Source organism: Halorussus limi (genome assembly GCF_023238205.1).
GTDB lineage: Archaea > Halobacteriota > Halobacteria > Halobacteriales > Haladaptataceae > Halorussus > Halorussus limi.
Window position 1 is genome coordinate 3503087 of record NZ_CP096659.1, and the last position, 23470, is coordinate 3526556.

Genomic DNA, 23470 nt, shown 5'->3' on the forward strand with positions numbered 1-23470 from the left:
GTTACGCGACGCTACGGCTCTCGATGACGATTCCGGCGTCGGCCCGCACGGAGAACCCGATGGTGTCGCCGACCTGCTCGCCCATCCCGGCGAAGCGCTTCACCGAGATGTTGCGGCGCACGTCGTTGCCGACCTCGACCATCTGGAGTTCCATGAACACGTCGGCGATGGCTCGGAACGGCCCGATGGCCTCCTCGTCCACCGTCGAGGGGTCCACCGTGAGGACGATGACCTGCCCCTGGGACACGAGGTCACGGAAGAACGAGATGATTTCGAGGGCGGCCTGTCGCTCCTCGTTCTGGCGAATCAGCGCCTCGAACTTGGGGTCGTTGCGGAGGATGGCGTCGAACGTGTCGATGACGATGACGTCGGCCTGCCACATCGCCTCGGCGTTCATCAGCCGATTCAGCAGTTCCTTGCGGTTGCCCTCCTCGTCCTCGGCGGGCGCGGTCAGCCGACCGCCGCCGGTGTCCACGTCGGCGTGGAGAAAGAGGAGGCGTTCGTCGAGGAGGTGGTCCTCCACGCCGTACGACAGCGAGTGCATCTGGTCGATGAACCCGCCGATGGTCAGTTCGGTCGAGAGCAGGGTGACCGAGTGGCCCGTCTCGCAGAGCCCGTAACTGAACCGCTGGCTGATGGCCGACTTTCCGGCCCCGTAGTCGCCCTCGATGAGGACGATGGAACCGCGGGGGACGCCGCCGCCCAGTTCGTGGTTCAAACGGTCGTGGTCTTCCAAGCCGAGGGAGTAGAGATTATCGTGACTCATGTTCTGAACTGAAGCACCTCCTTGTCACCGTTGACGATGACGACGACTCGATGGTCTGAGTCGGCGTCGAGCGACTGAGAGATTTCGAGTTTCGCGACGTTGCCGACGCGCCACGCCGACCCGTCGAGGACGGTGATACCGACGTTCGTCTGGTATCTGCCGTCCACTAAGACTTCGATTTGGTCACTCTCCGCTTCGAGTGACCGTGACCCTGTGTTCTTTACCAACACCGTGACGTTCTCGTTCCCGGAGGCGTTGTACACCGCACCGCTACCGGGGTCGCTGATGATGGAGATGTCCGTACGGATGTCGCCGCTCACGTCGACGCTCCGCTCGCCGAGCGCCGAGGAGAGTCGTTGGACGCCCTGCGTGAACGTGCCGGCCACGCTCGCGGCGATGATGAGACTGGCTATGAACAGGATGAGGTGTGAACTGGAGACGCTCGCCACTCAGACCACCTCCGAGTCGGCGACTCCCGGTCCGGTCACGACCTTCACCCTGTCGGGATTGGTCTCGACCGAGAGGTTGAAGTGCAACGTCTCGCCGGGAAGCCAGATGTCGGTCTCGTTGTTGCCGTTCACTTCCAGCGTCTCCATGTTCGAACTCGTGTGGTTGGTGTAATTTCCACCTATAAGAATGTCGGTGTCATCTACCGACAAGGTCGTGGAACCGGCGTTGTTGACTGTCACGTTCACGTAGCGCTGTCCGCCCCTATCGACGAGCGACGCGTTGCCGATATCTATCGCGGTGTTCTGGCGTGCGAGCGCGTCCTCGCCGTTCGCCTCGTAGGCGTCGTTGACCCGCTCGAAGCCGTTGTTCGCCGTCGTGTAGGCGATACCGAAGCTGATGAAGATGCCGAGGAACAGGACGACCGTCGCGCCGCTAACGCTGAATCCCATCGCGCCCACCTCGAATCCGCGAACAGTGTTCGACTATCTTCCGCTGGACCGCGTCGCCGGTGAGCTGGCTGAGGAAGGTGAGGCTCTGGATGTGGTCGTCGACTTCGAGCGTCGCGGGGCCGGTCTCCTCGGTGTCGACCGACTCCACGTCGGCGAACCCGCTCACGAACGCCAGCAGTTCCTCCTCGACCGACTCGCTGATCCACCCGATGTCGCTGTAGTACTCGATGGTTCGGACCGCGTCCTCCGGCCCGAACTCGCTCACGAGGAACTCCAGCCACTCCATCACGACGAGGTCCGAGACGTAGCCGTTCGGGAGTTCCGCGAGGTACGGCTTGCCGCCCCGGCCCGAGTTCGCGGGCGTCGCGGGGTCGGCGGTCGCGGGTTGTGCGTCGGCGGGTTCCTCGAACTCGAAGTCGCCGTCTTCCGAGTCGTCGGTCTCGATAGTCGGTTCGGGGTCCGGGTCGAGGTCGGCCGGCGGTTCGTCTCCGGCCTCTTCGCCCTCCTCCGCCCAGTCGGCGTCGCCCGACTCGTACTCCTCTTTGAGTTCCGCGAACGTCGAGCCACCGGCCTGTCCGCCTTCGCCGTCGTCGTCGGCGTCGTCCGCGGTCGAACCTTCGTCGTCGAGCGCCTCGTCCGGCGACTCGAAGCCGAGGTCGTCGGCCGCGTCGTCTTCGAAGTCGTCCTCCCCGTCGCCGAACTCGTCACCGTCCTCCTCGAAATCGTCCTCCTCGTCGAAGTCGTCGTCGAAGAAGCTCTCGGCCTCGGCGTCGGCCACGTCTTCGCTGAGGTCTTCCTCTTCCTCTTCTTCCTCCTCGCCGTCGAACAGGCCGAAGCCACCGCCGCCGTCACCGCCTAAGGCGTCACCGCCCGCACCCATGCCGCCCTGTTGAACGTCGTCCACGAACGGGTTGACACCGCGCGTCACCATCTCGTAGATTTCGAGGAGTTTGCGGACGTTCTCCTCGGTCTCGTCGACCTTCGAGGATATCTGTTCGTTCTCGCTCCGGACCGTCCCGACCGTCGAGGAGATTTCGGCGACCTCGTTTTCGAGTTCGTCGATCCGGTTTTCGAGTTCCTGCGTCGGCCCGCTTCCGCCGCCGCCCATGGCGAACTCGTCGTCGCCGCCCCCGTCGCCCCAGTCGTCCATCTCCCCGTCCATCCCCATGCCGTCGTCCATACCGCCGAAGTCGTCGTCCATCTCCCCGCCCATGCCGTCGCCACCCATACCGTCGCCGCCCATGCCGTCGCCGAAGAGGTCGTCATCGCCACCGCCGCCGGAGCCGTCGGCGTCGGCGCTCTCGCCCTCCTCTTCGTCCATGAAATCCATGATTCCCATGCCGACCAAGCCCGTCCCGAGGAGGTGAACGAACTGGTCGCTGAGACCGATAAGTTTCATTATCGACAACAGCGAACTTCCAGCACATTAATCTTCCCCCTGAGTTATCAGCTCTGATACTCGCCGACGAGAACGTCGAAACGCCGATGGAGGACTTCTGTGTCCCGTTTCCGAGACACTACTACTGAACAGATGTGTGGTCAGTTTTCTTGTATATCCGGAGGCGTCGCGCCACCGGTTCGAAGGCGGGTTTGAGCGTGTCGGGAAGCGTCTCGGTCTTCCCGATGACGAGATAGCCGCCCACCGAGAGCGACTTCGAGACGGTCTTCAGAATCGGGAGTTTGTGTTCGGCGTCGATGTAGATGAAGAGGTTGCGACACACTACGAGGTCGAAGTTCGACTTCGGGTCGCCGTTGATGAGGTCGTGGCGCTCGAACGACACGAGGTTCTTGACGGGGTCGGTCACGGCGAACTGGTCGTCGTCGCGGTCGACGTACCGCTCGTACTCGTCGAGCGGTGCGAGTTGCTCGCCGATGTCGGTCGTCCGGGTGTTCTCGTAGACGCCCTGCCGGGCCGCGGCCAGAATCTCGCGGTCGATGTCGGTCGCGGTTATCTCGATGCTCGCGTCGTCGACTTCGGGGTCGTCTAGCGCGAGCATCGACAGCGAGTAGGGCTCTCGACCGTCGGAACAGGCCGCGCTCCAGAGCCGAATCCGGCCGCGCTCGTCCGAGAGCGCCCGGAGGACCTGCCGGACTTCCTCCCAGACCTCGGGGTTGCGATAGAAGCTGGTGACGTTGACCGAGAAAGCATCGAGCAGGGCCTCCTGCTCGCGCTCGTCGTCTTTCAGCAAGTCGTGGTACTCGGCGTACTCCTCGGTGTCGGTTCGGCGCATCCGCGAGGAGACCCGCCTGTCGAGATACGAGTCGTCGTAGTAACTGGTCGCGAAGCCGAGTTCGGCCTCGACGTACCCGAGCAGTCGGTCGAACGCCTCGTCGTCCGGCCTCACAGGTTCTCGACCCCCTCGTGGGTGCTCTTCACCCGAAACGTCCACGTCTTCGGGGTCAACTCGACCGACCGGCCGTAGTCGCCGCCCACGTCCTCGGCCACGACCGGCACGTCGCGGTCTGCGAGTGCGACCCGCGTCTGTTCGACGTTCCGCTTGCCGACGCCCTCGCTGACTCCCGAGAAGTCGAACATCTGGCTTCCGCCGGCGAGTTTGGCCTCTGTGCGCTCGGGGTCGCCTCCCGCGGCTTCGAGTTCGGCCAGCAGTCGCTCGACGCCGACCTCGACCGATTTGGCCGGCTTCCCCCGGTCGTCGCCGCTCGCCTCCGGGAGCATGACGTGGGCCAGTCCGGCGACTCCCGCAGTCGGGTCGGCCACGGCGACGCCGACGCAGGAGCCGAGTCCGCTGGTCGTGAGTACCGTGTCGCCCGCGGCGACTGCGAGTTCGGCGACGCCGACTCGGACGCGCTCGGGGGGTTCTTCGGCGAAGGAAGGTCGTTCTGCAGTCATCATAGTGACCCTGCTTTCGTGGTGCGTTCGGCCGTGGCGTCCGGGTCGAGGTCGTCCAGGGCCGTCCGGAGGTCGTTCTCGTCCGGGAGGGCGTATATCCCGCAGTCGAACTCCGCGTCGTCGGCCCGCAGGGTCGCGTCGAACAGGAACGCGAACGCCTGCTTGCGGCCGAGGCGCGCGACGACCGACTCGGCGACCGCCGGCCCGACGTCGTGGACGAACTGGGGCGGCGAGATGTCGATGGTCGCGTTCAACACGTTCGCCCATCCGTCGATGAAACTGCTGGTCATCACGTTACCGATTTCCTCCATCGCCGACCGGGCCTGCCCCTCGAAGGCCGACACCTCCTCGGTGCCGGGCACGAGCGCCGCGGCCACCTCGCGGGCCGACGCCTCGTCGAACAGCACGAGGACGTAGCCCCCGAGCGGTTCGTCGGTCTTGAGGACGACGCCGACGTAGGGCCGGTCGTCCAACTCCGCGGGCACGTCCTCGACGGGGACGAAGTTCAGGTTCGTGATGTCGACGCAGGTGGCGATGCCGGTCATGGCCGAAACGCTCTCGGAGGCGGTCTCCGCGCCGGTCGTCGCCATCTCGCGGAGCGTCGCCAACTTCTCGACCGAGACGGGGTCGTCGCCGTCGGCTAACATCTCCTCCATCGAGTCGCTGTCGGGGAACATGTGGAAGTTCACGTCGAGTTCCTCGCCGACCGCGCCGACCTGACTCCGGAAGACGAACGCTCGGTCGCGCTCGACTCCGGCCGCGTCGAGCAGTTGCTCGCCGGCCCCCTCGACGTACTCCGGCGGCGAGATGTCGATGGTCGCGTCGAGGTGGTCGGCCCACCCCTCCACGAACCCGCTGGTGACGATGTTGCCGACCTCCGCGACCGCGCTCTCCTCGACGCCCTCGCCGGGGAGAAGCGTGTCGAGCAGCACCTCGACGCCCTCGGGCGAGAACGTCAGGAGACTCGTCCCGTCGATGCCGCCCTCGAAGTCGATGGCGACGCCGACGCGCCGGGCGTCGCGAGAGACGTCCGCCGCGGAGGCCAGCGTCACCTCGGTCACGTCCACGGCTGTCTCGATGCCGGTCATCCCGGTGAGGTTCTCGGCCGCCCGTTCCGCACCCGCTCGGGCGGTCCGATTGAAAGTCCCCAGCGATTCGATGTCCACGTTCATGGTTCGAACCTCGGGTCCGGGTTCATATCTCTATCTTCTGCATGAGCGAGACGAGTTCCTCCAGTTCGGGGAACGTGTACACTTTCACCTCGACGTCGGCCGCGCGGGCGTGTACGCGCGAGTCAAACACTAAAGCCATCTCGTCGGGCCGAGTCCCCACGAGGTTCTCGACCATCTTCGACCCCGCACCGTAGGTGAACTTCGGCGTCGAGATGTCGATGGTGGTGTTCAGCACGTTCGCCCACCCGTCGATGAAGCCGCTGGTCATGATGTTGCCGATTTCCTGTACCGCGGACCGTTCCATGTCCGAGAACCCGCTCGAGGAGGGGTCGGCGCTACCCGGGAGCATCCCAGTGGCGAGTTTCTTCGCACTGCTCGCGCTGAAGAGGAACAGGATGTAGCCGTGGGGCGGTTCCACGAGTTCGATGTGAGTACCGACCTGCTTCTCGTGACCGACGTGGGTCTTGATGTCGTCGATTTCGAGGAAGTTGATCTTCGTGATCTCCATCTCGGTTTCCATGCCGGTCATCTGGTTCAGATGGTTGGCGACCGTGTTCGCCCCCTCCTTGGCCATCTGGTTGAACAAGTTCAGTTTTCGTATGTCGATGTGCAAGTTTCTGTCCTCACCTCGGCTCATATCTCGTCACCTCTCACAATGTCTCCACGTCCAGAATCGTCACCACGTCGCCCTCGCCGAGAACCGCGGCACCCGACAGGCCGGGGATGCCGCTGAGGATGCCCTCGAACGGTTTGACGACGACCTCTTCCTGTCGGCTCACGGCGTCGCAGTGGATGGCGACCTGTCGCTCGGACTCCTTGACCCGGACCAGCATTCCGTCGCCGTTCTTGGTCTCGCCGGGCACGTCCAGCGCGTCGCCGAGTCGCACGAGCGGGTAGACCGTGTCGTCGTGGGTGACGACCTCCTCGCCCTCGACGGTCTGGACGTCCTCCATCCGGCGAATCTCGTCCACGTTCTTGATGGGGACCCCGTACTCCTCCTCGCCCGACTGGACGAACAGGACCTTCACGATGGCGACCGTGACCGGCAGCGAGAGGCTAATGGTCGTGCCCTCGCCGGGCGTGCTGTCCACTCGAATCTCGCCGTCGAGTCGCGAGACGGTGTCTTGGACCACGTCCATCCCGACGCCGCGGCCGCTCACGTCCGTCACCTCGTCGTTGGTCGAGAACCCGGCGTGGAACACCAGCTTCTGGGCCTCCTCCTCGCCGAGTTCGTCGACCTCCTCGCGGCTCATGATGCCCTTCTCGACGGCCTTCCGACGGATACCCTCGGGGTCGATTCCCTGTCCGTCGTCCTCTACCTCGATGGTCACGCGGTCGCGCTCGCGGAAGCCTCGGAGCCGAATCGTCCCCTCGCGGGACTTGCCCGCGGCCTCGCGCTCCTCGGGCGGTTCGATGCCGTGGTCCACCGCGTTTCGCAGGAGATGCATCAGCGGGTCGCTTATCTCGTCGAGGATGGTGCGGTCCAACTCGATGTCGGTTCCCTCCATCCGGAAGTCGACCTCCTTCTCCTGTTCGCGCGCGAGGTCCCGGACCAGACGCGGGAACTTGTTGACCACCTTCTTCAGCGGGACCAGCCGCATGTCCATCACGGTGTCCTGCAGACTCGAGGTTATCTTGTCGAGTTCGTCGAGGTGGTCGGTGGCGCTGTCGAGTTGCGCCTGCTCGACCGACCGGCGGAGTTTGATGCGACTCGTGACGAGTTGCTCGACCTGTCCGTGGAGGTCGTCGAGTTGGTCGACGTCCACGCGAACCGACTGAATCTCCTCTATCTCTCCGGCGGTCGACTCGTCCGACGACTCCGAACCGCTCGCCGAATCGTCGGGGTCGTCGGAGCCATCTCCGTCGGCGTCCGAGTCGGCGGTCTCGACCACGTCCGCGTCGGTGAAGCCGTCCTCGGAAGAGTCACTGCTTTCCGCCGCGTCGGCGTCCGACTCGGACGCCGACGCGCTTGCATCTACTTCGGCTTCGGCGCTCTCGTCCGGCGCGTCGCCGGAGTCGCTCGCGCGGGCCGCGTCACTCGGTTCGTCGGCCGCCTCCTCAGATTCGTCAGCAGCACTGCCCGACTCGTCGCTCCCGCCGCCCGCGCTCGTCGCGTCGATTTCGGCCGGGTCGAGCGGGGTCACGGTCCCGCCGGAGATTTTGCCGACCGAGGCGACGACCGACTCGACCTCGCTCGCGCCGTCGGCCGAGACGAAGGCGTCGAACCCGTCGCCGTACTCGCCGTCGTTGACGGCGTCCACGTCGGGAACGGTGCCCAGGAGGTCGAGGTTCTCGCTCAGTCCTTCGAGCGCGAACATGCCGTCGACGCCCTTCATCTCGGGGTCGCCCATGTCCACGTCCACGTGGAACACCTCGCCGCCGGGGTTCGAGAGCGCCGACGGGTCGTCGAGTCGCTCGACCGGAACGTCGGCCAGCGCCGCGCCGGTCTCGTCTGCGGCGTCGTCGGTCGCGGCGTCACCGTCCTCGCCACCGTCGCCGTCGATGACGCTCCGGATGTCGGCGATGATGTGGTCGGGGTCGATGTTCGACTCGCCGTCGGCCTCTATCTGGTCGAGGGCGTGGTCTATCTCGTCGACGCCCTCGAACACGAGGTCCATGACTTCGGGGGTGACCTCCATGCGACCCTGCCGAATCTCGTCCAGCAGGTCCTCGATGGCGTGCGCGAGGTCGCTGGCGTCCTGAAAGCCCATCGCGCCGAAGTTCCCCTTCAGCGTGTGGGCGGTCCGGAAGATGGAGTCCATCGCGGCCTCGTCGCCGGGGTCGTCTTCCAGTTCGAGCAGGGAGTTGTTCAACTCCGTGACGTTCTCTTCGCTCTCGCGTATGAAATCCTGAATGTAGTCTTCCATTTCAGTTCACCCGTTGTCTCGTATCGTGTCGAGAATCGCTTTGCCCATCTCGTCGGCCGAGTGCACGCTGTCGACGCATCCGGTCTCTATCGCGCGGGCCGGGATGCCGAACACCGAGCAACTCTCCTCGTCTTGGGCGAGGGTGGCCCCGCCCGCCGACTCGATGGCCTCGATGCCCGCCGCGCCGTCCGAACCCATGCCGGTCAGGACGACGCCGGTCAGCGGCCCGTCTACTTTCTCGGCGGCCGTCTCCATCGCCACGTCGATGGCCGGGCGGACGCCGTGAAGCGGTTCGTCCTGCGTGAGGCGGACGCGCAGTCGCCCGTTGCCGTACCCCGCGACCGCCATGTGGTAGTCGCCCTTCGCCACGAGCGCCTCGCCGCCGCCGATTCGGAGGCCGTCTTCGGCCTCTCGAACGTCGTACTCGCTCCGGCGGTCCAGTCGCTCGGCGAACCGGCCGGTGAAGCCGTCGGGCATGTGCTGGACGACCAGCACCCGGAAGTCGGCCTCCCGCGGGAGACTCGACAGCACGCGCTCGACCACTCGCGGCCCGCCGGTCGACGCTCCGACGACGAGCGTCGGATTCTCGACGTAGCCGTGGTCGGTGTGGAGGGTGTCGGAACTCGACGTGTCCACTCGATCGACGGACTGGGGGTCGGCCCGCGTCGCCGACTCGACCTTCTCGACCAATGCGTCGCCGTGGGCCGAAATCTCGGTCGAGACTTCCCCGCCGGGTTTGGCGAGGAAGTCGACCGCGCCCTTCTCCATCGCCTCGAACGTCGCGTCCGCGCCGTCCTCGGTGTGGGCCGACAGCATCAGAATCGGAGTCGGGTTCGTCGCCATGATCTCCTCGACGGCCTCGATGCCGTCCATGCGTGGCATCTCCACATCCATCGTCACCACGTCCGGGTCGTGGTCGACGACGGCCTCGACGCCCTCCTCGCCGTCGCTCGCCTGCGCGACGACCTCGATGCCGCCGTCGTCGAGGATGTCGGAGATGACCGTCCGCATGAAGTGAGAGTCGTCCACGACGACTGCCCGCGTCATGCTGAGACGACGTCCTCGATGGCGTCCATCACGCTGGGTTTCTGGAAGGGTTTGGTGATGTAGCCGTCAGCACCCGCCTTGATGGCGGCCTTCATCTTCTCTTCCTGCCCGATACTGGTACACATGATGATGTTCGAGTCGGGGTTCGCGTCCTTGATTTCGGTGGTCGCTTCGATACCGTCTCGGATGGGCATCACGATGTCCATCATCACGAGGTCCGGGCCGTGTTCCTCGTAGAGTTCGACGGCCTCGACGCCGTTCTCGGCCTCGCCCACGATTTCGAACTCCTCTTCCAGTATCTCGCGAAGTAGATTCCGCATAAATTCCGAGTCGTCTACGATGAGTACGTTCTTAGCCATGCGATAGTCACCGAGCGGTTGGTTTGAAACGGGGTGAAATAAATTCTCCCCTCCGATTATCAGGACTGATGCTGTCTTCGCCGCGTTCTCGACTGAAGCAACTGAGTTCTATCATTTCAACTGTTCTATGATAACGTCGATGTCTATCCAGACCACGAGGTCGAGCGCATCGCCGCTGGGCTTGCGGATGATGCCTCGCGAAATCTCTTCCTCGATGCCCCGCGTCTGGAGGTCCGAGAGGTCGTCGTCGGTGTCGATTCTGCTCTCGGGGTGGGTCGTGACCTCCAGCACCTCGTCGACCCGGATACCGATTTTCTGCTTGTCGTCGGCCCGGTCCAACACGAGGACGTTCTGTTCCTCGCTGGTCGGTTGGTCGCCGTCGATGCCGAGGAACGTCCGGGGGTTGATGATGGCGGTGGTCTCTCCCCGGAGGTCCATCACGCCGTCGATGGAGTCGGGCGTCCGGGGGATTCGCGTCACCTTCTTTATCTCAACGATGCTATCGACCTCGTCGATGTCGATGGCGCAGTAGTCCTCGCCGAGGCGGAACTCAACGACCTGTCGCGTCGGTCCCTCGGCGACCTCCGGCGATTCGGTCCCGTCGGTCCCGTCACCAGTGTCGGTTTCCTGTACCTCCATAGCAGTCTCTAACTTGAACATCGAAGCCCAGCATATAAATCCCGGCCTCGCCTCTCGGATTTGATAATCGGTCTCGTCGGCGGTGGACGCGGTGAACTGTCGGCGCGACGACGGGAGGTGGAAACGTACTTGTCACCGGAGCGTAACGACCGGTGTATGGCTCGCGTCCTCCGCCTCGCCGCCTGTGCCCTCGTGGTCGTCTCGCTCCTCGCCGTCGTCGCACCCGGTAGCGCCGCCCCGCCGCCGCGACCGCTCTGTGACGCCTGCGGGGAGTCGTTGGAGAAGACCGCCGCGTCTCGCGACCTCACCGTCTCAGTAGAGCGAAGCACCGCCACCGTCTCGGTCGCCCGGAACGGGACCGCGACGTGGGTCGTCCGGAACCGACTCGCCGACTCCCCGGGCGTCGAACGCCTGCGCGAGAACGATACGCTCCGGTCCGAAATCGCCGACGACGCGATGTGGGACGCCGAGTTCGTCGCCGCGAACGTCTCGTCGTCGGGCGTCCTGACGATGCGCTACCGCGAACCCGACTTCGCGGAGGCGTCGGTCGGCGGGACGCTCCGGTCGGGCGAGTTCACCGACGCCTACGGCTACCGGAACCTCGACGGACTCGGTGCGGACCGCCTCGTCGTCGTCGCGCCCGAGGGGACCGAAGTCGGGTGGACGGTCCCCGGCGCGACAGTCTCCGACGACGGCCGCCGCACGGTCCTCACGGCGTTCGAGGACCGGGGGTTCGTCACGTTCGTTCCCGAGGAGAGCGCGCTCGGTCCCCTGCTGAGTCTGCTGGCGGTCGGGACGCTGGTCGCGCCGCGAGTCGGGAGCAACCTCGTCGCCGTCGTGGTGTTCCCGACCGCGCTGTTCGGACTCTTCGTCGGGGCGGTCGGCGCTGGGGTCTCCCGGTCGGACGGACTCGTCGGGCGCGTCGGCGAGGCGGTCGGCCCCGTCCTCGTCGGCGTCGGCGTCCTGTTGACGGGCGGAGCGCTCCTCGCCAGCGGCGGCCTGTCGCTGCTCGGCGGGGCCGCCACGCCGCTGTTCGGCGTCGGCGCGACCGCGGTCGTCTTCGGCGCGTTGCTCGGGCGGCCCGCGGTCCGAGCGCGAGCGACCTACTGGCGACTCGTCGCGGCCGGAGGGGTCGGCGTCGCGCTGGCGGCAGGGACCACGCTCGTCGGGGCCGTCGCGTTCGACCAGAGCGGACTGACCTACTCGCTCCTGAGCAGTTTCCCGCCGCTGGTCGCCGTGTTCGCGCTGTTCCCGGCGGGGTACGCGCTCGGCCGCGGGGACCGACGACTCGCGCTGGCGACGGCCGCGGTCGGGTTCGCGCTCTCGGTGCTGCCGTTCGTGTCGCTCCTCTCGCCGACGAGAGGGTTCGGACTGTTCGTCGCCGTCTTCGTCGCGGCGTACGCGGGCGCGGTGGCCGCCGTCGGGACGCCGTTGTTCGTCGTCGGCGCGTCGCTCGCCGACTCGTCGGGCGACGCTTCGACGTCGCCGGACGACGAACGACCGACCGCGACGGCAGAGTAGCTCACTCTGTATTTCTTCGACACGAGTATATATTTCTTATAGAATGGAGGATATTTCTCGTTCCGACGGGCGCGTCAGTTTCCGAAGAGTCGGTCCTTGATGCCGCGCTTGTGAGCGCGCTCGGCCAGCAGGACCGAGCACTCGACGCCCTCGGCCACGTCCGCGACGAGTGACCCGCCGACGAGACGCGAGAGCAGACCGCGCTCGGTCGCGCCCAGAATCACCATCGAGGAGTCGGCGGCGGCGCGTTCGATGGCCTCCTCCACGTCGCCGGTCTCGACCCGGAGGTTCGCGTGCGCGAGGTCGTGGTCGGTCGCCCACTGGTCGAGGAACGCCTCGCCCTCCGCGCGGTCGTCCGCGACGTGCAGGAGCGTCACCTCCGAGTCGTAGGCGTCCCTGAGCAGGCGCGCGACCTCGGCGCTGAGTTCGGAGTCGGGACCGCCCGCGGTCGGCACGAGGACGCGTTCGGGGTCGAACCCGCGGTCCTTCATGACGATGAAGTCACTCGGCAGGTCCATCCCGAGGTCGTCGAACGCGCTCTCGACCCGGCCGGGCGAGCCGTGGGCGTCCTCGCCCCACCCCATCACCACGAGGTCGGCGTTGTGGCTCCGGGCGGCCGAGAATATCTCCTCGAACGAACGGTGGGAGACGATGGTGTGGGTCTCGACGTCCACGCCGAACGTCTCGGCGTCGCGCTTGGCGTCGTCCAGAATCTGGTGGTAGTTCTCCTCCCGTTCGTCGAGGTGGTCGGCGGCGTACTCCAGCGAGGTCTGGTCGGGCACCGTGATGACGTGGACCGCGTCCAAGACGCCGCCGCGCTGTCTGGCGAACGCGCTCGCAAGCGTGATGAGGTCGGTCTCGTGTTCGGGGTTGGCCAGCGGCACCATCACCCGGTACTGCCCGCCGTCGGGTTGGAGCGACGTCGCGGCCGAGACCGCCGACCGTGGCATCTCGTCGCTCCGCGAGAGGATGTAGTCCGAGAGGATACCCTCTTTCTGGGTCTTCGAGCGGGCGTAGACGAAGTACCAGACGATACCGCCCGCGACGAAGACGAACGCGAGCGTGATTTCGATGGGCTTCATGAACGCGATGAGACCGAACGAGGTGAACGCGCCGAGAACGGGGACGGCGGGGTAGAACGGTACCTCGAAGTCGGGGTCGTACTCCTCGGTGTCGGCCTCGCGCATGACGATGAGCGCGACGTTCAGCAGGCCGTAGACGATGAGGTGGAGGACGCTCCCGGCCTTCGCGAGCGTCTTCACGTCGCCGGCCACGATGAACAGCAGGATGAGACCGCCCGTGACCGCGATGCTCCGGTACGGCGTCGCGAAGTTCGGGTGGATGTCGTTGAGTTTCGGACTGATGAGTCGGTCCCGGCCCATCGCGAAGTTGATGCGCGAGGACGCCAGAATCGAGGCGTTCGCGCTCGACGCGGTGGCGAGGAGTCCGGCGAACGTCAGCAGTCCGACGCCGACGGCCGCGAGACCGACGGTCCCGAACGCGATTTCCGCCACGTCGAGGACGGGCGTCGTCGTGAACTCGGGCCCGAGTTGCCGCCAGTTGACGACGCCCATCATGACGACGAGGATGACGGCGTACATCGTCGTCACGATGAGGACGCTCCCGACCACCGCCAGCGGGAGGTTCCGGCCCGGATTCTTGAGTTCCTCGGCGACCGTGGTTATCTTGGCGAACCCGAGGAACGAGACGAAGACGAGACCCGTCGCGGGCAGAACCGCGGTCGCGCCGCCGGTCTCGGCGGGGAAGAACGGTCGGAGCGTCGAGAGGTCGGCCTGCAGGAAGCCGAGCGCGGAGAACAGCGTGAGGATGCCGACCAGCGTGACGACGATGAACACCTGCAGGCGGCCGGTCTCCTTCGCGCCGACGTAGTTGACCGCGATGAAGACCAGTCCCGCGAAGAGCGCGCCGACTTGGAACGACGAGAGGGTGACGACGCCGAGACCGATGGCGGGTATCGGCAGGAAGGTCGCCAGGTACTCGCCGAACCCGAGGGTGTAGAACGCGCTGGCGAACGCGAGTCCCATCCAGTTACCCCATCCGGCGATGCACCCGAACAGCGGTCCGAGCGCGTGGTTGACGTAGTAGTAGCTTCCCCCGGCTTTCGGCATCGCGGTGCCGAGTTCGGACGCCGAGAGCGCGGTGAACAGCGAGATGACGCCCCCGACGACGAACGAGAGCGCGACCGCGGGTCCGGCGGCGGCCGCCGCCTGCCCCGGCAGGACGAAGATGCCCGCGCCGATCATCGTCCCGACCCCGATGGTCAGGGCTGCGAGCAGGCCGAGGTCCTTGGCCAGTTCCTCGTCTTCGGAACTCATCCGTCCTCACCCTTCGGGAGTACGACCACCGGCCGGTCGGCCTCGGTGACGATTCTGGTCGTACGATTACCCGAGAGGAACCGGGCGAGGCGGCCGCTATCGCGCGGTCGGAACGCGACGGCGCTCGCGTCGATGTCGTCGGCCACGTCGAGGATGGCCTCGACCACGTCCCGACGGTACGCCGTCCGGTCGTCGGCGTCGGGGAACGTCCGTCGGGTCGCCTCGAACGCGGCCGCGGCGATTTCCTCTGACTGCTCGACCGGCGTCTTGTCCGGGACGCCCTCGCCCTTCTCGACGACGTGGAGGACGGTGACGCGTTCGGGACCGTACGGTTCGAGCGCACGGGCCGAGCGTTCGGCGTCGTCCTCGTCCGCCACCGGGAGCAGAACGTCGGACAGCAGCGATTGGTCGTAACTCTCGTCGGTCATGGTGACTGGTGGTTTTCGGTGGAGCCGTCAAAACAATTCCTACTTGTTTGGAGACCATTCGGCCGCGACGCCGTTCAATCGGGGTGTATCTGCCGGTTCCGGCGAGAGTTACCAGATAACGAGCGTCTCGACCGCCGACTGCTCACCCGACGTTCTCGGGCGGGAACACCATGCCGCGGTCGTCCTGCACCGCCTCGAAGAGGTCGGCGATGGTGTCCTCGGGACCGAGGTCGTAGGTCTCCAGAATCGACTGGAGGCAGGACGGCGAGTAGCGCACCCGGACGTTCGACTCGGTCAGCAGGATGCCGAGCACGTCCTCGACCGCGGTCTCGGTGGTCAACTGCTGGGCGTACCACCGCAGGAGGCTGTCGAACACCGCGCCCACGTCGTCGGAGAACATCTGCTGGTGGCTGATGGCGTCGTCGGACTTGGCGGTGACGTGGAAGCCGTAGCGCGCGCTGACGCTGTCGAGGTCGTCTTCGAGCCACTGCTTGACAGCGCCGGAGTCCACCGGCCCGGACGCGGCCGACTCCTCGCGAGACGCCGACTCCGCCGGGGCCGACGCCTCGCCGGACCGCGAACCGCCCGACCGGGAGTCCGGTGAGTCGTCGGGGACGTTCGGCCGTTCGTCGGTGCCGATGACGTATCGGTCTTGGTCGAGCGAGACGACGTTCTCCTCGCTCTCGATGTCGAGTTCGTCGGGGGAGAGCGCACCGTCGTCGCTCGTCCGGTCGGCGGCTTCGAGCGCCGACCGCTCCTCGGGGTCCCGACCGTCGTCGGGCATCGGACACATTGCCAGTGGCTACCGTTCGATTTCACATAAACCCACCGCCTACCCCGACCTGCCGCCGCGTCTCGCGGGCCTCGCCGTCGGCCGCACCTCTCGGTTCGCCGAGAGTCGTCGCACGGTCCGGACTTCGAGCGACGATTGGCACCAGAAGTCGCAATTTTTGCTACGGGCCGCCGTATTTTCGACAATCGTTGTAGATGGGGTTTATTATCGTCGAAGTACTCGACACCAATACCGAAATGAGCGTTCAACGTCCGACGACACGCACCGAAGCACTGCCGAGCGAACTGGAGTCGCCGCGCGCGAAACTCGTTTATCTCTACCTACAGAGCGCGGAGGCGTCGATAGACGAACTGCAGTCGGGTCTCGGCGTCAAGAAGATCACGCTGTACAGCATCCTTCGAACACTTCGCGAGCGAGAACTCGTGGAGAAGCGGGACGGACGGTTCGCGGTCGCCGAGTAGTTACTCTTCGTCTTCCTCGGGGCAGAGTTGGTCGGGTGTTCGCTGGTAGCGCGGGGTGGCTACGAACTGCTCGATGCGCTCGCGTTCTTCTTTCGAGAGAGCCATAGGCGAAGGAACTCACGGTAAGACCAAAAAGACAGCGGCCGTCTTCGCCGGTTTAGCGACCGGGTCGGTACGGCGGCCACGAACCCGACGCACGGCGCTGTCGGTCGTAGACCCCCGACAGTTCTTTTACCGCAGGAGCCCACTACTTCATGATGGGGTTTTGTATGTTCGACAGTAGCACGAGCGCTTTCCGGGGGAGAGAGCATGTCTGAATCGGGAGACAAGTATCCCGAGGAGTCGGGACGGCGTCGGTTCGTCAAGGGCGTCGTGGGGAGCGCGACGCTCGCGGGACTGGGCACCGCGGCCGCCGCTGGCATCGACACGACGACTTCGCCGACCGGAGAGGGCGGCGGTATCACCCAGTACTACGGTCCGGAGAACGTCGCCGGACCGGCACCGCGGGCGATGCCCCAGATTCCGATAGAGATAGACGACGAGGGGTTCGTCAAGGGCATCTGGCCCGAACCCAAAACTGTGACCGAACAGGGCCGGGAGATAACGGTCGCTGAGATGGAACTCGGCGGCATCACTTACTCCAGCGAGTGGTTCCAGTACTGCGGGGTCCAGACGTACCCCGGCGTGAACCCCGAAGCGGACCAAGACAACTTCTTCCGGTACGCGAGTTCTCCGCCGTACCAGTGGCAACAGGAGGAGGTCGAACCCGGCACTAAAGTCAACGTCAGCGACTTCGAGGACTACGCGACGTGGGGCAACGGCATCGGGCGGGACGGACTCGGCAAACCCGCGCTGGTGACGTGGCGCTCGCAGGACGTGCCGCCGGGCGGAACGATGCCGGTCCAACTCATCCGGAGTACCCGAGTCGAGGCGATGACCGAGCAGGGCAACGACTGGCTCTCGGAGAGCACCGAACAGGGGTTCATCGCCAACCTGAACAAGTGTACCCACTTCTGTTGCGTCCCGGGGTACAAGGCGCTCGGGTCGAGTCAGCGGTTCAACGCGGCCAACGAAATCTACTGTCAGTGCCACCAGTCGGTGTACGACCCGTACAACATCGTGGAGGTCTCGTTCGTCGCGCTCCCCCGACCCGAGGAGGACTGACGGCCATTCGACCCTCCGGGGCGACCGGTCGCCGCGATCGACGCCCGGCGGCCATCCGGCGTCGTTCCCGAACCGACGGGAGTCGCGTCGCCGGACGTATCAGTTTACGTAGCTGGCAACAAACGTTTTATATCCGCGGTAAGCATCCACGAACGTTGCATCGCATGCTCTCCGCAGTCCTCGACAGACTCAGGCGAATGGTGGGGTCGGCAGAGTCGGGACCCGACGACGAAAGCGCCGCCCGCGACGACGGCCCCGACCTCTACGAGTGCGAGGGCTGTGGTTCGGTGTTCATCTCGAAGCCCGAACAGTGTTCGAAGTGCGAAGACGACGATTTCTCGAACGTCGGTAAGTTTAATTGAGAGTATATTTCTGTCGGCGTTGCGGCAGTCCGACTACCTGACTAATCTTCTCGCACACGCGAAGGATACTATCGAGACCCCCGGCGGTGCCGACGGCGGGCCCGCCGACCGTGCCTCGTAAACTGCTGACCACACCGGTTTCGGATTCGCCGACCGCACCGACGCCGAATAGAGACGCTTTTCCCGGTCGGGCGACGAGTTTCGACCAATGGTCGCCCGCCGACCGACACCATGACTCGAACGAAACTCCTCGCCGTCGGGACGGTCGTCTTTCTCGCTGTCTTCGCCGGCGCGGGCGCGTTCGTCGCCACGCAGACCGGCGACTCCGGCGACGCGTCGACCGACGCGCTGACCGCGAACTGGGTTAGCGACACCGGCCGGAACATCTCCGGAAACCACCACGTCGCGGTCGGCGGACGGGTCGGCAACCGGTCGCTCGTGTTCGCACCCATCAGCGGCGAGGCCGGGAGCGCCGCGGGCGACGGTCACGACCACGACCACGGGACCGCGGCGTCGAGCGCCGCGGCAGGGTGCGGGTTGGTTTCGCTCGACGGCACTTCGGGCGCGGCCCGGTGGACCTACGAGGTGCCCGCCGAGAACTGCACCATCCACGCCATCGCCGACCCGACGCTCGCCGACCTCGACGGCGACGGCACCCGCGAGGTGCTGGCGACCTCGACCGAACGGACCGTCGCGGCGTTCGACCCGGCGACCGGCGAGGTCTCCTTCGAACACAACCTCTCGGCGTACGGCTACACCCGGCCGCTGGTGGCCGATTTCACGGGCGACGCGGGACCGGAGGTCGTCGTCGTGGACGTTCACGGGACGGTGTTCGTGGTCCGGCCGAACGGCGAGACCGTCTGGACCCGCAAGCTCCCGGCCGACTACGTCTGGGGTCAGCCCCACATAGAGGACTTCGACGGCGACGGGTCGCCGGAGTTGGCGGTCGCGCTCGGCAGCGGCCGCCTCGCGATGCTCGACAGCGACGGGACGCTCGCGTGGAACCGTTCGGTCGGCGCGGGCGACTCGGTTACGTGGTTCACGACCGGGCAGGCCGACGGCGACTCGCCCGCCGAACTCGTGACCGCGACGTCCGGAGGCAACGTCTCGCTGTTCGACGGCGACGGGTCGCGGGTCTGGCAGCGGTCGTTCGGCGCGTACGCCGCGGTGAACGCGGTCGGCGACGGCGACGACGACGGCACGGCCGAGGTGTACGCGACCGCCCGAGACGGCAACCTCCGGGCCGTCGACGCCACCGACGGGACCGTCGAGTGGTCGACGAGTCTGACCACGGTCAACGCCCAGATGACGCCGCCGCCGGTCCTCGGCGACCTGAACGACGACGGCGAGGCCGAACTCGTCGCGGCGTCGAACGGCGGGCGCGTGACGGTAGTCGACCCCGATTCTGGCGAGATTCTGGCGGAGTACGAGCGCGACACGCCGATTTGGACGAACCCGACGCTCGGGAACGTGGACGACGACCCCGCGCCGGAGATTCTGGTGATGTACGGCGACGGTCGGGTCGCGGCGCTGTCGTACGAAGACGAGTCGGCGTAAAATCGAACGGCGGGTCTTCCCCCTGTCCCGGCCGCTGCGCTTCGACCTGACACCGAGTTCCGCAGTCCGCCGAGCGGGAGCGTGCGCCCGGCGGACCCGGTCGCGTCACAGGTTCAGTGAATACGGGAGTCGTCCGGGGAGTTCCGGCGGTTTCGATGCGGACTCTGGCACGCGAGTCGCGACACATCGAGGCGGTCTATCACCGCCTACCCGAGTAGAGTGCGGTGCGATAATTAAAACGGCGTCAGACTCCCGGACCGTTTCACTTTAAGTGAAGCGGGACGGTTCGCGGTCGAGCGACGCCGCGACGGCGAACCGTCTGCAACCGGCGGTGGGATTCTTAACCCTCGCTTAGAGTGAGTCGGATAGCGCACGCGACTCCCCGCGTGCCCCGCCACCCATGGAATTCGAAACCGCGTTCGACCTGCTGAGTAACGAGTACCGACGCGCCGTCGTCGCGCTCTTGGACGAGGAGGGGTCGGTCCCCCGCGATAAACTGACGGCCCGACTGCTCGCTCGCGGCGTCGGCGTCTCCGCCGAGGACGACCGGACGAACCGGCGTCAGTTGCGCATCGCGCTCCACCACAACCACTTGCCGCGCTTGGCCGACGCGGGCGTCGTGACCGACGACGGCGAGGCGATTACCCCGACCGAGGAGTTGGCGGACCTCGCGGCGTGGCTCGACGAGTCGTCCCACGTCGCGCCGACAGCGACCACCGACCTCGACGACCAGTTGCTGGCGTTCTACGCCTAATCTCGGCGTTCTCTCCTCTTGTCGGAAAGACGAGCGGACTGGACTCGTCGCTCACAATAGATGTGTCGGTCCCGGCCGAAAAGGGCCCGCGACTACCAAGCCAGGGGTGGGATTTGAACCCACGAACTCCCGATTACAAGTCGGGTGCTTGAACCGCCCAAGCTCCCCTGGCGCGCATCGCCACCTTCTGGCTACTCCTTTGTGAGCGTATCGCTTTCGACCGATTTTTCGAGTTCGACGCGGTGGGGAGCGTAGCCGTGGCGGCGGTAGAACCGCCGGGCGTCGGCGTTGTCAGCCATCACTTCGAGCGAGACGGCGTCCGCGCCGGCGTCGGCCAGACCCGCCTCCGCCTCGGCGAGCAGGGCCGACCCGATGCCCTCGCCGCGACGGTCCGGCACGACGTAGATGTTCTGGACGATGCCGCGGACCGCGTCCTGCTCGTAGCTACTCGACTCGATGCCGAAGGTCACGAAGCCGACGATTCGGCCGTCGTCGGTCCCGTCACCGTCCTCCGCATTCCCGGCGTCCTCGCCCGCGTCTTCGGCGTCCACCTTCGGGTCGGCCTCGTCCGCGCGAGCGACGAGGAGTTCGTCGGCGACCGCGCGTTGAGCCACCGATTCCCGGACCGCTTGGCGGTTCTCCGCGGAGAGCAGTCGGGAGTCGAACTCGCGCTGGCCCTCGGCGAGTTCGACCCATCGGTCGGCCACCGCGTCGACGTCCGCCGTCGTGCCGACCTCGATGCTGACCATTCAGTTTCTGAGCGCCTCGACCGCCGGGAGGTCCTCGCCGGTCAGCATGTTGAGCGCCGCGCCGCCGCCGGTGCTGACGTGGTCGAAGCCGTCGATGTCGAACCGTCGGATGGCCGCGGCGGTGTCGCCGCCGCCGACGACGCTGTACTCGGCGTCCGTGGCGGTCTCGAACAGGTCGCGCGTACCCCGAGCGAACGTCTCGTTCTCGAAGACTCCCGCCGGGCCGTTGAGGATGACCGCGCCCGAGTCGCGAACGACCTCGCCGTACGCCGAGACGGTCGCGGACCCCACGTCCATCGCGGCCTCGCCCTCCCGCGGCGGCAGGTCGTCCACGGCGATTTCGTGACGGTCGCCGTCGCGTTCGACGGCGAGGTCCACCGGGAGGCGGATTCGGTCGCCGTACTCCGCGAGCAGGTCGGCCGCGCGGTCGATTTCGTCCCAGTAACCCTGCTCGTAGACGAAGTCGGCGCTGGCGTCGCCGAGGTCGGTCCCGTCGGCGAGCAGGAACACGTTGGCGACGACGCCGGTCGTCAGCACGGTGTCCGCGAGGCCGCGTTCGAGGACGCTCTCGGCGACCGCCATCGAGTCGGGGACCTTCGCGCCGCCGACGACGTAGGTCCGTGGTTCGGGCGTGGACTCGATGTCTCCCAGCACGTCGAGTTCCGCCTCCATCACCCGACCTGCGTAGCTCGGAATCCGGGTCGGGAAGCCGACGATGGAGGGTTGCGAGCGGTGGGCCGCGGCGAAGGCGTCGTTGACGTAGGCGTCCAAGACGGGCGCGAGTTTGTCCACGAGTTCGGTCTCTCCGGCGCGGTCGGCGGGAAACTCCATGTACTCCTCGCTGTAGAATCGGGTGTTCTCCAGCACGACCGCTTCGCCGTCGTCCAGACTCTCGACCGCGCGGCGGGCCTCCCCCGAGAAGGTGCCGTCGGCGTACCCCACCGGCGCGTCGAGCAGTTCGTCGAGTCGGTCGGCGTGCGGGCGGAGGTCCCTGAACTCGTCACCGCCCGGACGGCCCTGATGGGCGAGGACGGCCACCCGACCGTCGCGTTCGAGCAGTTCCGAGAGGGTCTCGACGTGAGCGCGGAGGCGGGCGTCGTCGGCGAGCGCGCCCTCGTCGGTCAGGGGGCTGTTGATGTCGATACGCACTCCCAGCGTTGTCCCTTGGACGGCGAGGTCGTCCAGGGTCTCTATCGCCATGTACGTCTGTCCGACAGCGGGAGGGAAATATGTGTCGGGCTGATTGACAAATAAAAATTCGATTCCGAGTGAACTTTCCGGAGCGGGGCGTTGGGTTCGCAGTCGCGAAGGTGTGAGTTAGGTCCACAGTTTGCAAACTTTTTTATACCCCGTCTGAGACGTATTGGTAGACTATGACAGGCATGGAGAAGTCGCGGCGCGCGTATCTGAAGACGACTGGTGCGGTCGCCGGGGCCGGACTCACGGGTCTCTCGGGATGCATCGGAAGCATCTCCGGCGGCGGCAGCGGCGGTGGGGGCGGCGAACCCATCCAGATGGGCTCGATACTGCCGATTACGGGGTCGCTGAGTCCCTACGGGCAAGGGATGCAGGACGCGGTGAATCTCGCGAAGAAGCACATCAACGACGCGGGCGGACCGCTCGGTCGGACGGTGAAGGTCACGAACAAGGACAGCGAGACGAAACCGAGCAAAGCCTCTCAGAAGTACAAATCGCTGGTCAACGAGCAGGGCATCGTCGGGTTCGTCGGGGCGGCGTCCAGCGGGGTCTCGGTTCCTCTCGCCAAGAACGTCGCCTCCGACGGCGTGATGCAGGTCAGTCACGCGAGTACGACCCCGGCGCTCTCCGGAATCGGGTACAACGACGACGAGAGCGTGAAGTACTTCGGCCGGACCGCCCCGAACGACGGCCAGCAGGGTCTCGTGATGGGCCGCATCATGAACGAGGACCAGTACATCGGCGCGGACAAGGCGGCGTTCCTCTACGTCAACAACTCCTACGGCAAGGGTCTGGCCGACAAGGCGAAGGCCGCGTTCGACGGCGAAACCGTCGGGATGGTCCCCTACGACAAGAAGTCGACCGACTACACCTCGACGCTCGACAAACTGTTCGAGAACGACCCCGACGCCATCGGGTTCGTGGGCTACCCCGGCAACGGGAAGACCATCCTCAAGCAGTGGGACAACGGCGGTTACGGCGGCGAGTGGGTCCTGAGCGAGGGCCTGAACGACAAGGGGTTCTTCCAGAGCCTGAAATCCATCACCGACGGGATGTACCTCGCCTCGCCGAGTCCCGAGTCCGCGAAGAAGAGCGCGTCCGCGTTCGAGGAAGGGATGGGCGACCAAGCCGGGACGCTGTTCGCACCCCACGCCTACGACGGTCTGTTCCTGCAAGCGCTCGCCATCCACAAGGCAGGCGAAGCGACCGGGAAAGCCATCGCCGAGAACATCCGGTCGGTCTCGCGCGAGGGAACGAAGGTGTACGCCGGACAGTTCCAGAAGGCCAAGGACCTGCTGGACGACGGCGAAGACATCAACTATCAGGGCGCGTCGAGTCCCGTGGACATGAACAAGTCGCTCGAACCGCTCAACCGATTCGCCATCATGCAGGTCAAGCAAGGTAAGCGCGAGCAACTGACCTCCATCAAACGGTCGTGGTTCGAGGGGAAACTGTAACGAATTCGCCGCCATCGCGGTGACTGCTTGCGCTTTCTTTCGAGGACAAATCGCAGGAACGTCCTGATATTCTTCGTCGCTCACCGGATCC

The 23470-nt window shown here is 66.0% G+C and carries 24 protein-coding genes and 1 tRNA gene; 7 read left to right on the forward strand and 18 right to left on the reverse strand.

Going from position 1 to position 23470, the window contains the following annotated elements; translation table 11 throughout:
- Position 1: 1 nt before the first annotated feature.
- The 12 genes from arlH to M0R89_RS17945 form a co-directional block, all read right to left on the reverse strand.
- Positions 2–766: an archaellum protein ArlH gene (gene arlH / locus M0R89_RS17890; protein ID WP_248650436.1), complete on the reverse strand. Its 765-nt coding sequence runs from the start codon at positions 764–766 to the stop codon at positions 2–4.
- Positions 763–1215, reverse strand: coding sequence for an archaellum stator protein ArlG (gene arlG, locus M0R89_RS17895; RefSeq protein WP_248650437.1), 453 nt, complete (start codon positions 1213–1215; stop codon positions 763–765). The genes arlH and arlG overlap by 4 nt, the downstream gene beginning before the upstream one ends.
- On the reverse strand, positions 1216–1665 hold the full coding sequence (gene arlF, locus M0R89_RS17900) for an archaellum stator protein ArlF (RefSeq protein WP_248650438.1): 450 nt from the start codon (positions 1663–1665) through the stop codon (positions 1216–1218). It lies immediately after the preceding gene.
- Complete coding sequence (locus tag M0R89_RS17905) at positions 1649–3064, reverse strand: FlaD/FlaE family flagellar protein (RefSeq protein WP_248650439.1); 1416 nt, start codon at positions 3062–3064, stop codon at positions 1649–1651. The genes arlF and M0R89_RS17905 overlap by 17 nt, the downstream gene beginning before the upstream one ends.
- A 121-nt stretch (positions 3065–3185) precedes the next feature.
- The gene (locus tag M0R89_RS17910) at positions 3186–4010 is read right to left on the reverse strand and encodes a CheR family methyltransferase (protein ID WP_248650440.1); all 825 of its coding nucleotides are present in this window, start codon (positions 4008–4010) and stop codon (positions 3186–3188) included.
- On the reverse strand, positions 4007–4516 hold the full coding sequence (locus M0R89_RS17915) for a chemotaxis protein CheD (RefSeq protein WP_368408889.1): 510 nt from the start codon (positions 4514–4516) through the stop codon (positions 4007–4009). The genes M0R89_RS17910 and M0R89_RS17915 overlap by 4 nt, the downstream gene beginning before the upstream one ends.
- Positions 4516–5688 (reverse strand): chemotaxis protein CheC, encoded by a 1173-nt coding sequence (locus tag M0R89_RS17920; RefSeq protein ID WP_248650442.1) that lies wholly within the window; start codon positions 5686–5688, stop codon positions 4516–4518. Before M0R89_RS17920 ends, M0R89_RS17915 begins: the two co-directional genes overlap by 1 nt.
- A 22-nt stretch (positions 5689–5710) precedes the next feature.
- On the reverse strand, positions 5711–6325 hold the full coding sequence (locus M0R89_RS17925) for a chemotaxis protein CheC (RefSeq protein ID WP_248650443.1): 615 nt from the start codon (positions 6323–6325) through the stop codon (positions 5711–5713).
- A 13-nt stretch (positions 6326–6338) separates the two neighbouring features.
- Positions 6339–8555 (reverse strand): chemotaxis protein CheA, encoded by a 2217-nt coding sequence (locus M0R89_RS17930; protein ID WP_248650444.1) that lies wholly within the window; start codon positions 8553–8555, stop codon positions 6339–6341.
- 6 nt (positions 8556–8561) lie between these two features.
- Positions 8562–9602, reverse strand: coding sequence for a chemotaxis-specific protein-glutamate methyltransferase CheB (gene cheB / locus M0R89_RS17935; RefSeq protein WP_248650445.1), 1041 nt, complete (start codon positions 9600–9602; stop codon positions 8562–8564).
- Entirely contained in the window at positions 9599–9961 is a 363-nt protein-coding gene (gene cheY / locus M0R89_RS17940) for a chemotaxis protein CheY (RefSeq protein ID WP_248650446.1), read from the reverse strand. The genes cheB and cheY overlap by 4 nt, the downstream gene beginning before the upstream one ends.
- Before the next feature lie 111 nt (positions 9962–10072).
- The gene (locus M0R89_RS17945) at positions 10073–10600 is read right to left on the reverse strand and encodes a chemotaxis protein CheW (protein ID WP_248650447.1); all 528 of its coding nucleotides are present in this window, start codon (positions 10598–10600) and stop codon (positions 10073–10075) included.
- Positions 10601–10756: 156 nt separating this feature from the next.
- Between M0R89_RS17945 and M0R89_RS17950 the strand changes: the two genes are divergently transcribed.
- Entirely contained in the window at positions 10757–12121 is a 1365-nt protein-coding gene (locus M0R89_RS17950; RefSeq protein WP_248650448.1) for a hypothetical protein, read from the forward strand.
- Between the two features lie 74 nt (positions 12122–12195).
- Here the strand turns inward: M0R89_RS17950 and M0R89_RS17955 are convergent, their stop codons facing one another.
- From M0R89_RS17955 to M0R89_RS17965, 3 genes are all read right to left on the reverse strand, one after another.
- The gene (locus M0R89_RS17955; RefSeq protein ID WP_248650449.1) at positions 12196–14457 is read right to left on the reverse strand and encodes an amino acid permease; all 2262 of its coding nucleotides are present in this window, start codon (positions 14455–14457) and stop codon (positions 12196–12198) included.
- On the reverse strand, positions 14454–14885 hold the full coding sequence (locus tag M0R89_RS17960) for a universal stress protein (RefSeq protein ID WP_248650450.1): 432 nt from the start codon (positions 14883–14885) through the stop codon (positions 14454–14456). Before M0R89_RS17960 ends, M0R89_RS17955 begins: the two co-directional genes overlap by 4 nt.
- Before the next feature lie 142 nt (positions 14886–15027).
- Entirely contained in the window at positions 15028–15678 is a 651-nt protein-coding gene (locus M0R89_RS17965) for a DUF7500 family protein (protein ID WP_248650451.1), read from the reverse strand.
- Between the two features lie 236 nt (positions 15679–15914).
- Here M0R89_RS17965 and M0R89_RS17970 point away from each other — a divergent pair, with 236 nt between their 5' ends.
- From M0R89_RS17970 to M0R89_RS17990, 5 genes are all read left to right on the forward strand, one after another.
- Positions 15915–16139, forward strand: a complete 225-nt coding sequence (locus M0R89_RS17970) for a helix-turn-helix domain-containing protein (protein WP_248650452.1) — start codon at positions 15915–15917, stop codon at positions 16137–16139.
- Between the two features lie 309 nt (positions 16140–16448).
- Positions 16449–17303 carry a Rieske (2Fe-2S) protein gene (locus M0R89_RS17975; RefSeq protein WP_248650453.1) on the forward strand — a complete coding sequence of 285 codons (855 nt, stop codon included), beginning with the start codon at positions 16449–16451 and terminating at the stop codon, positions 17301–17303.
- Between the two features lie 164 nt (positions 17304–17467).
- Complete coding sequence (locus tag M0R89_RS17980) at positions 17468–17665, forward strand: hypothetical protein (RefSeq protein WP_248650454.1); 198 nt, start codon at positions 17468–17470, stop codon at positions 17663–17665.
- Positions 17666–17896: 231 nt separating this feature from the next.
- Positions 17897–19222: an outer membrane protein assembly factor BamB family protein gene (locus M0R89_RS17985; protein WP_248650455.1), complete on the forward strand. Its 1326-nt coding sequence runs from the start codon at positions 17897–17899 to the stop codon at positions 19220–19222.
- A gap of 400 nt (positions 19223–19622) precedes the next feature.
- Entirely contained in the window at positions 19623–19976 is a 354-nt protein-coding gene (locus M0R89_RS17990; protein WP_248650456.1) for a DUF7344 domain-containing protein, read from the forward strand.
- A gap of 98 nt (positions 19977–20074) precedes the next feature.
- Here the strand turns inward: M0R89_RS17990 and M0R89_RS17995 are convergent.
- The 3 genes from M0R89_RS17995 to M0R89_RS18005 form a co-directional block, all read right to left on the reverse strand.
- Positions 20075–20148 (reverse strand) — tRNA-Thr (locus tag M0R89_RS17995).
- A 19-nt stretch (positions 20149–20167) separates the two neighbouring features.
- Positions 20168–20725 carry a GNAT family N-acetyltransferase gene (locus M0R89_RS18000; RefSeq protein WP_248650457.1) on the reverse strand — a complete coding sequence of 186 codons (558 nt, stop codon included), beginning with the start codon at positions 20723–20725 and terminating at the stop codon, positions 20168–20170.
- On the reverse strand, positions 20726–21925 hold the full coding sequence (locus M0R89_RS18005) for a phosphoglycerate kinase (protein ID WP_248650458.1): 1200 nt from the start codon (positions 21923–21925) through the stop codon (positions 20726–20728).
- Positions 21926–22098: 173 nt separating this feature from the next.
- Here M0R89_RS18005 and M0R89_RS18010 point away from each other — a divergent pair, with 173 nt between their 5' ends.
- Positions 22099–23379: an ABC transporter substrate-binding protein gene (locus M0R89_RS18010; RefSeq protein WP_248650459.1), complete on the forward strand. Its 1281-nt coding sequence runs from the start codon at positions 22099–22101 to the stop codon at positions 23377–23379.
- Positions 23380–23470: the final 91 nt, after the last annotated feature.

Bases quoted from the DNA above. Each gene is read 5' to 3' on its own strand.
- arlH (WP_248650436.1), bottom strand. From the start codon at position 766: ATGAGTCACGATAATCTCTACTCCCTCGGCTTGGAAGACCACGACCGT.
- arlF (WP_248650438.1), bottom strand. From the start codon at position 1,665: ATGGGATTCAGCGTTAGCGGCGCGACGGTCGTCCTGTTCCTCGGCATC.
- M0R89_RS17905 (WP_248650439.1), bottom strand. From the start codon at position 3,064: ATGAAACTTATCGGTCTCAGCGACCAGTTCGTTCACCTCCTCGGGACG.
- M0R89_RS17915 (WP_368408889.1), bottom strand. From the start codon at position 4,516: ATGACTGCAGAACGACCTTCCTTCGCCGAAGAACCCCCCGAGCGCGTC.
- M0R89_RS17920 (WP_248650442.1), bottom strand. From the start codon at position 5,688: ATGAACGTGGACATCGAATCGCTGGGGACTTTCAATCGGACCGCCCGA.
- M0R89_RS17925 (WP_248650443.1), bottom strand. From the start codon at position 6,325: ATGAGCCGAGGTGAGGACAGAAACTTGCACATCGACATACGAAAACTG.
- M0R89_RS17930 (WP_248650444.1), bottom strand. From the start codon at position 8,555: ATGGAAGACTACATTCAGGATTTCATACGCGAGAGCGAAGAGAACGTC.
- cheB (WP_248650445.1), bottom strand. From the start codon at position 9,602: ATGACGCGGGCAGTCGTCGTGGACGACTCTCACTTCATGCGGACGGTC.
- cheY (WP_248650446.1), bottom strand. From the start codon at position 9,961: ATGGCTAAGAACGTACTCATCGTAGACGACTCGGAATTTATGCGGAAT.
- M0R89_RS17945 (WP_248650447.1), bottom strand. From the start codon at position 10,600: ATGGAGGTACAGGAAACCGACACTGGTGACGGGACCGACGGGACCGAA.
- M0R89_RS17950 (WP_248650448.1), top strand. From the start codon at position 10,757: ATGGCTCGCGTCCTCCGCCTCGCCGCCTGTGCCCTCGTGGTCGTCTCG.
- M0R89_RS17955 (WP_248650449.1), bottom strand. From the start codon at position 14,457: ATGAGTTCCGAAGACGAGGAACTGGCCAAGGACCTCGGCCTGCTCGCA.
- M0R89_RS17960 (WP_248650450.1), bottom strand. From the start codon at position 14,885: ATGACCGACGAGAGTTACGACCAATCGCTGCTGTCCGACGTTCTGCTC.
- M0R89_RS17965 (WP_248650451.1), bottom strand. From the start codon at position 15,678: ATGTGTCCGATGCCCGACGACGGTCGGGACCCCGAGGAGCGGTCGGCG.
- M0R89_RS17970 (WP_248650452.1), top strand. From the start codon at position 15,915: ATGAGCGTTCAACGTCCGACGACACGCACCGAAGCACTGCCGAGCGAA.
- M0R89_RS17975 (WP_248650453.1), top strand. From the start codon at position 16,449: ATGTCTGAATCGGGAGACAAGTATCCCGAGGAGTCGGGACGGCGTCGG.
- M0R89_RS17980 (WP_248650454.1), top strand. From the start codon at position 17,468: ATGCTCTCCGCAGTCCTCGACAGACTCAGGCGAATGGTGGGGTCGGCA.
- M0R89_RS17985 (WP_248650455.1), top strand. From the start codon at position 17,897: ATGACTCGAACGAAACTCCTCGCCGTCGGGACGGTCGTCTTTCTCGCT.
- M0R89_RS17990 (WP_248650456.1), top strand. From the start codon at position 19,623: ATGGAATTCGAAACCGCGTTCGACCTGCTGAGTAACGAGTACCGACGC.
- M0R89_RS18000 (WP_248650457.1), bottom strand. From the start codon at position 20,725: ATGGTCAGCATCGAGGTCGGCACGACGGCGGACGTCGACGCGGTGGCC.
- M0R89_RS18005 (WP_248650458.1), bottom strand. From the start codon at position 21,925: ATGGCGATAGAGACCCTGGACGACCTCGCCGTCCAAGGGACAACGCTG.
- M0R89_RS18010 (WP_248650459.1), top strand. From the start codon at position 22,099: ATGACAGGCATGGAGAAGTCGCGGCGCGCGTATCTGAAGACGACTGGT.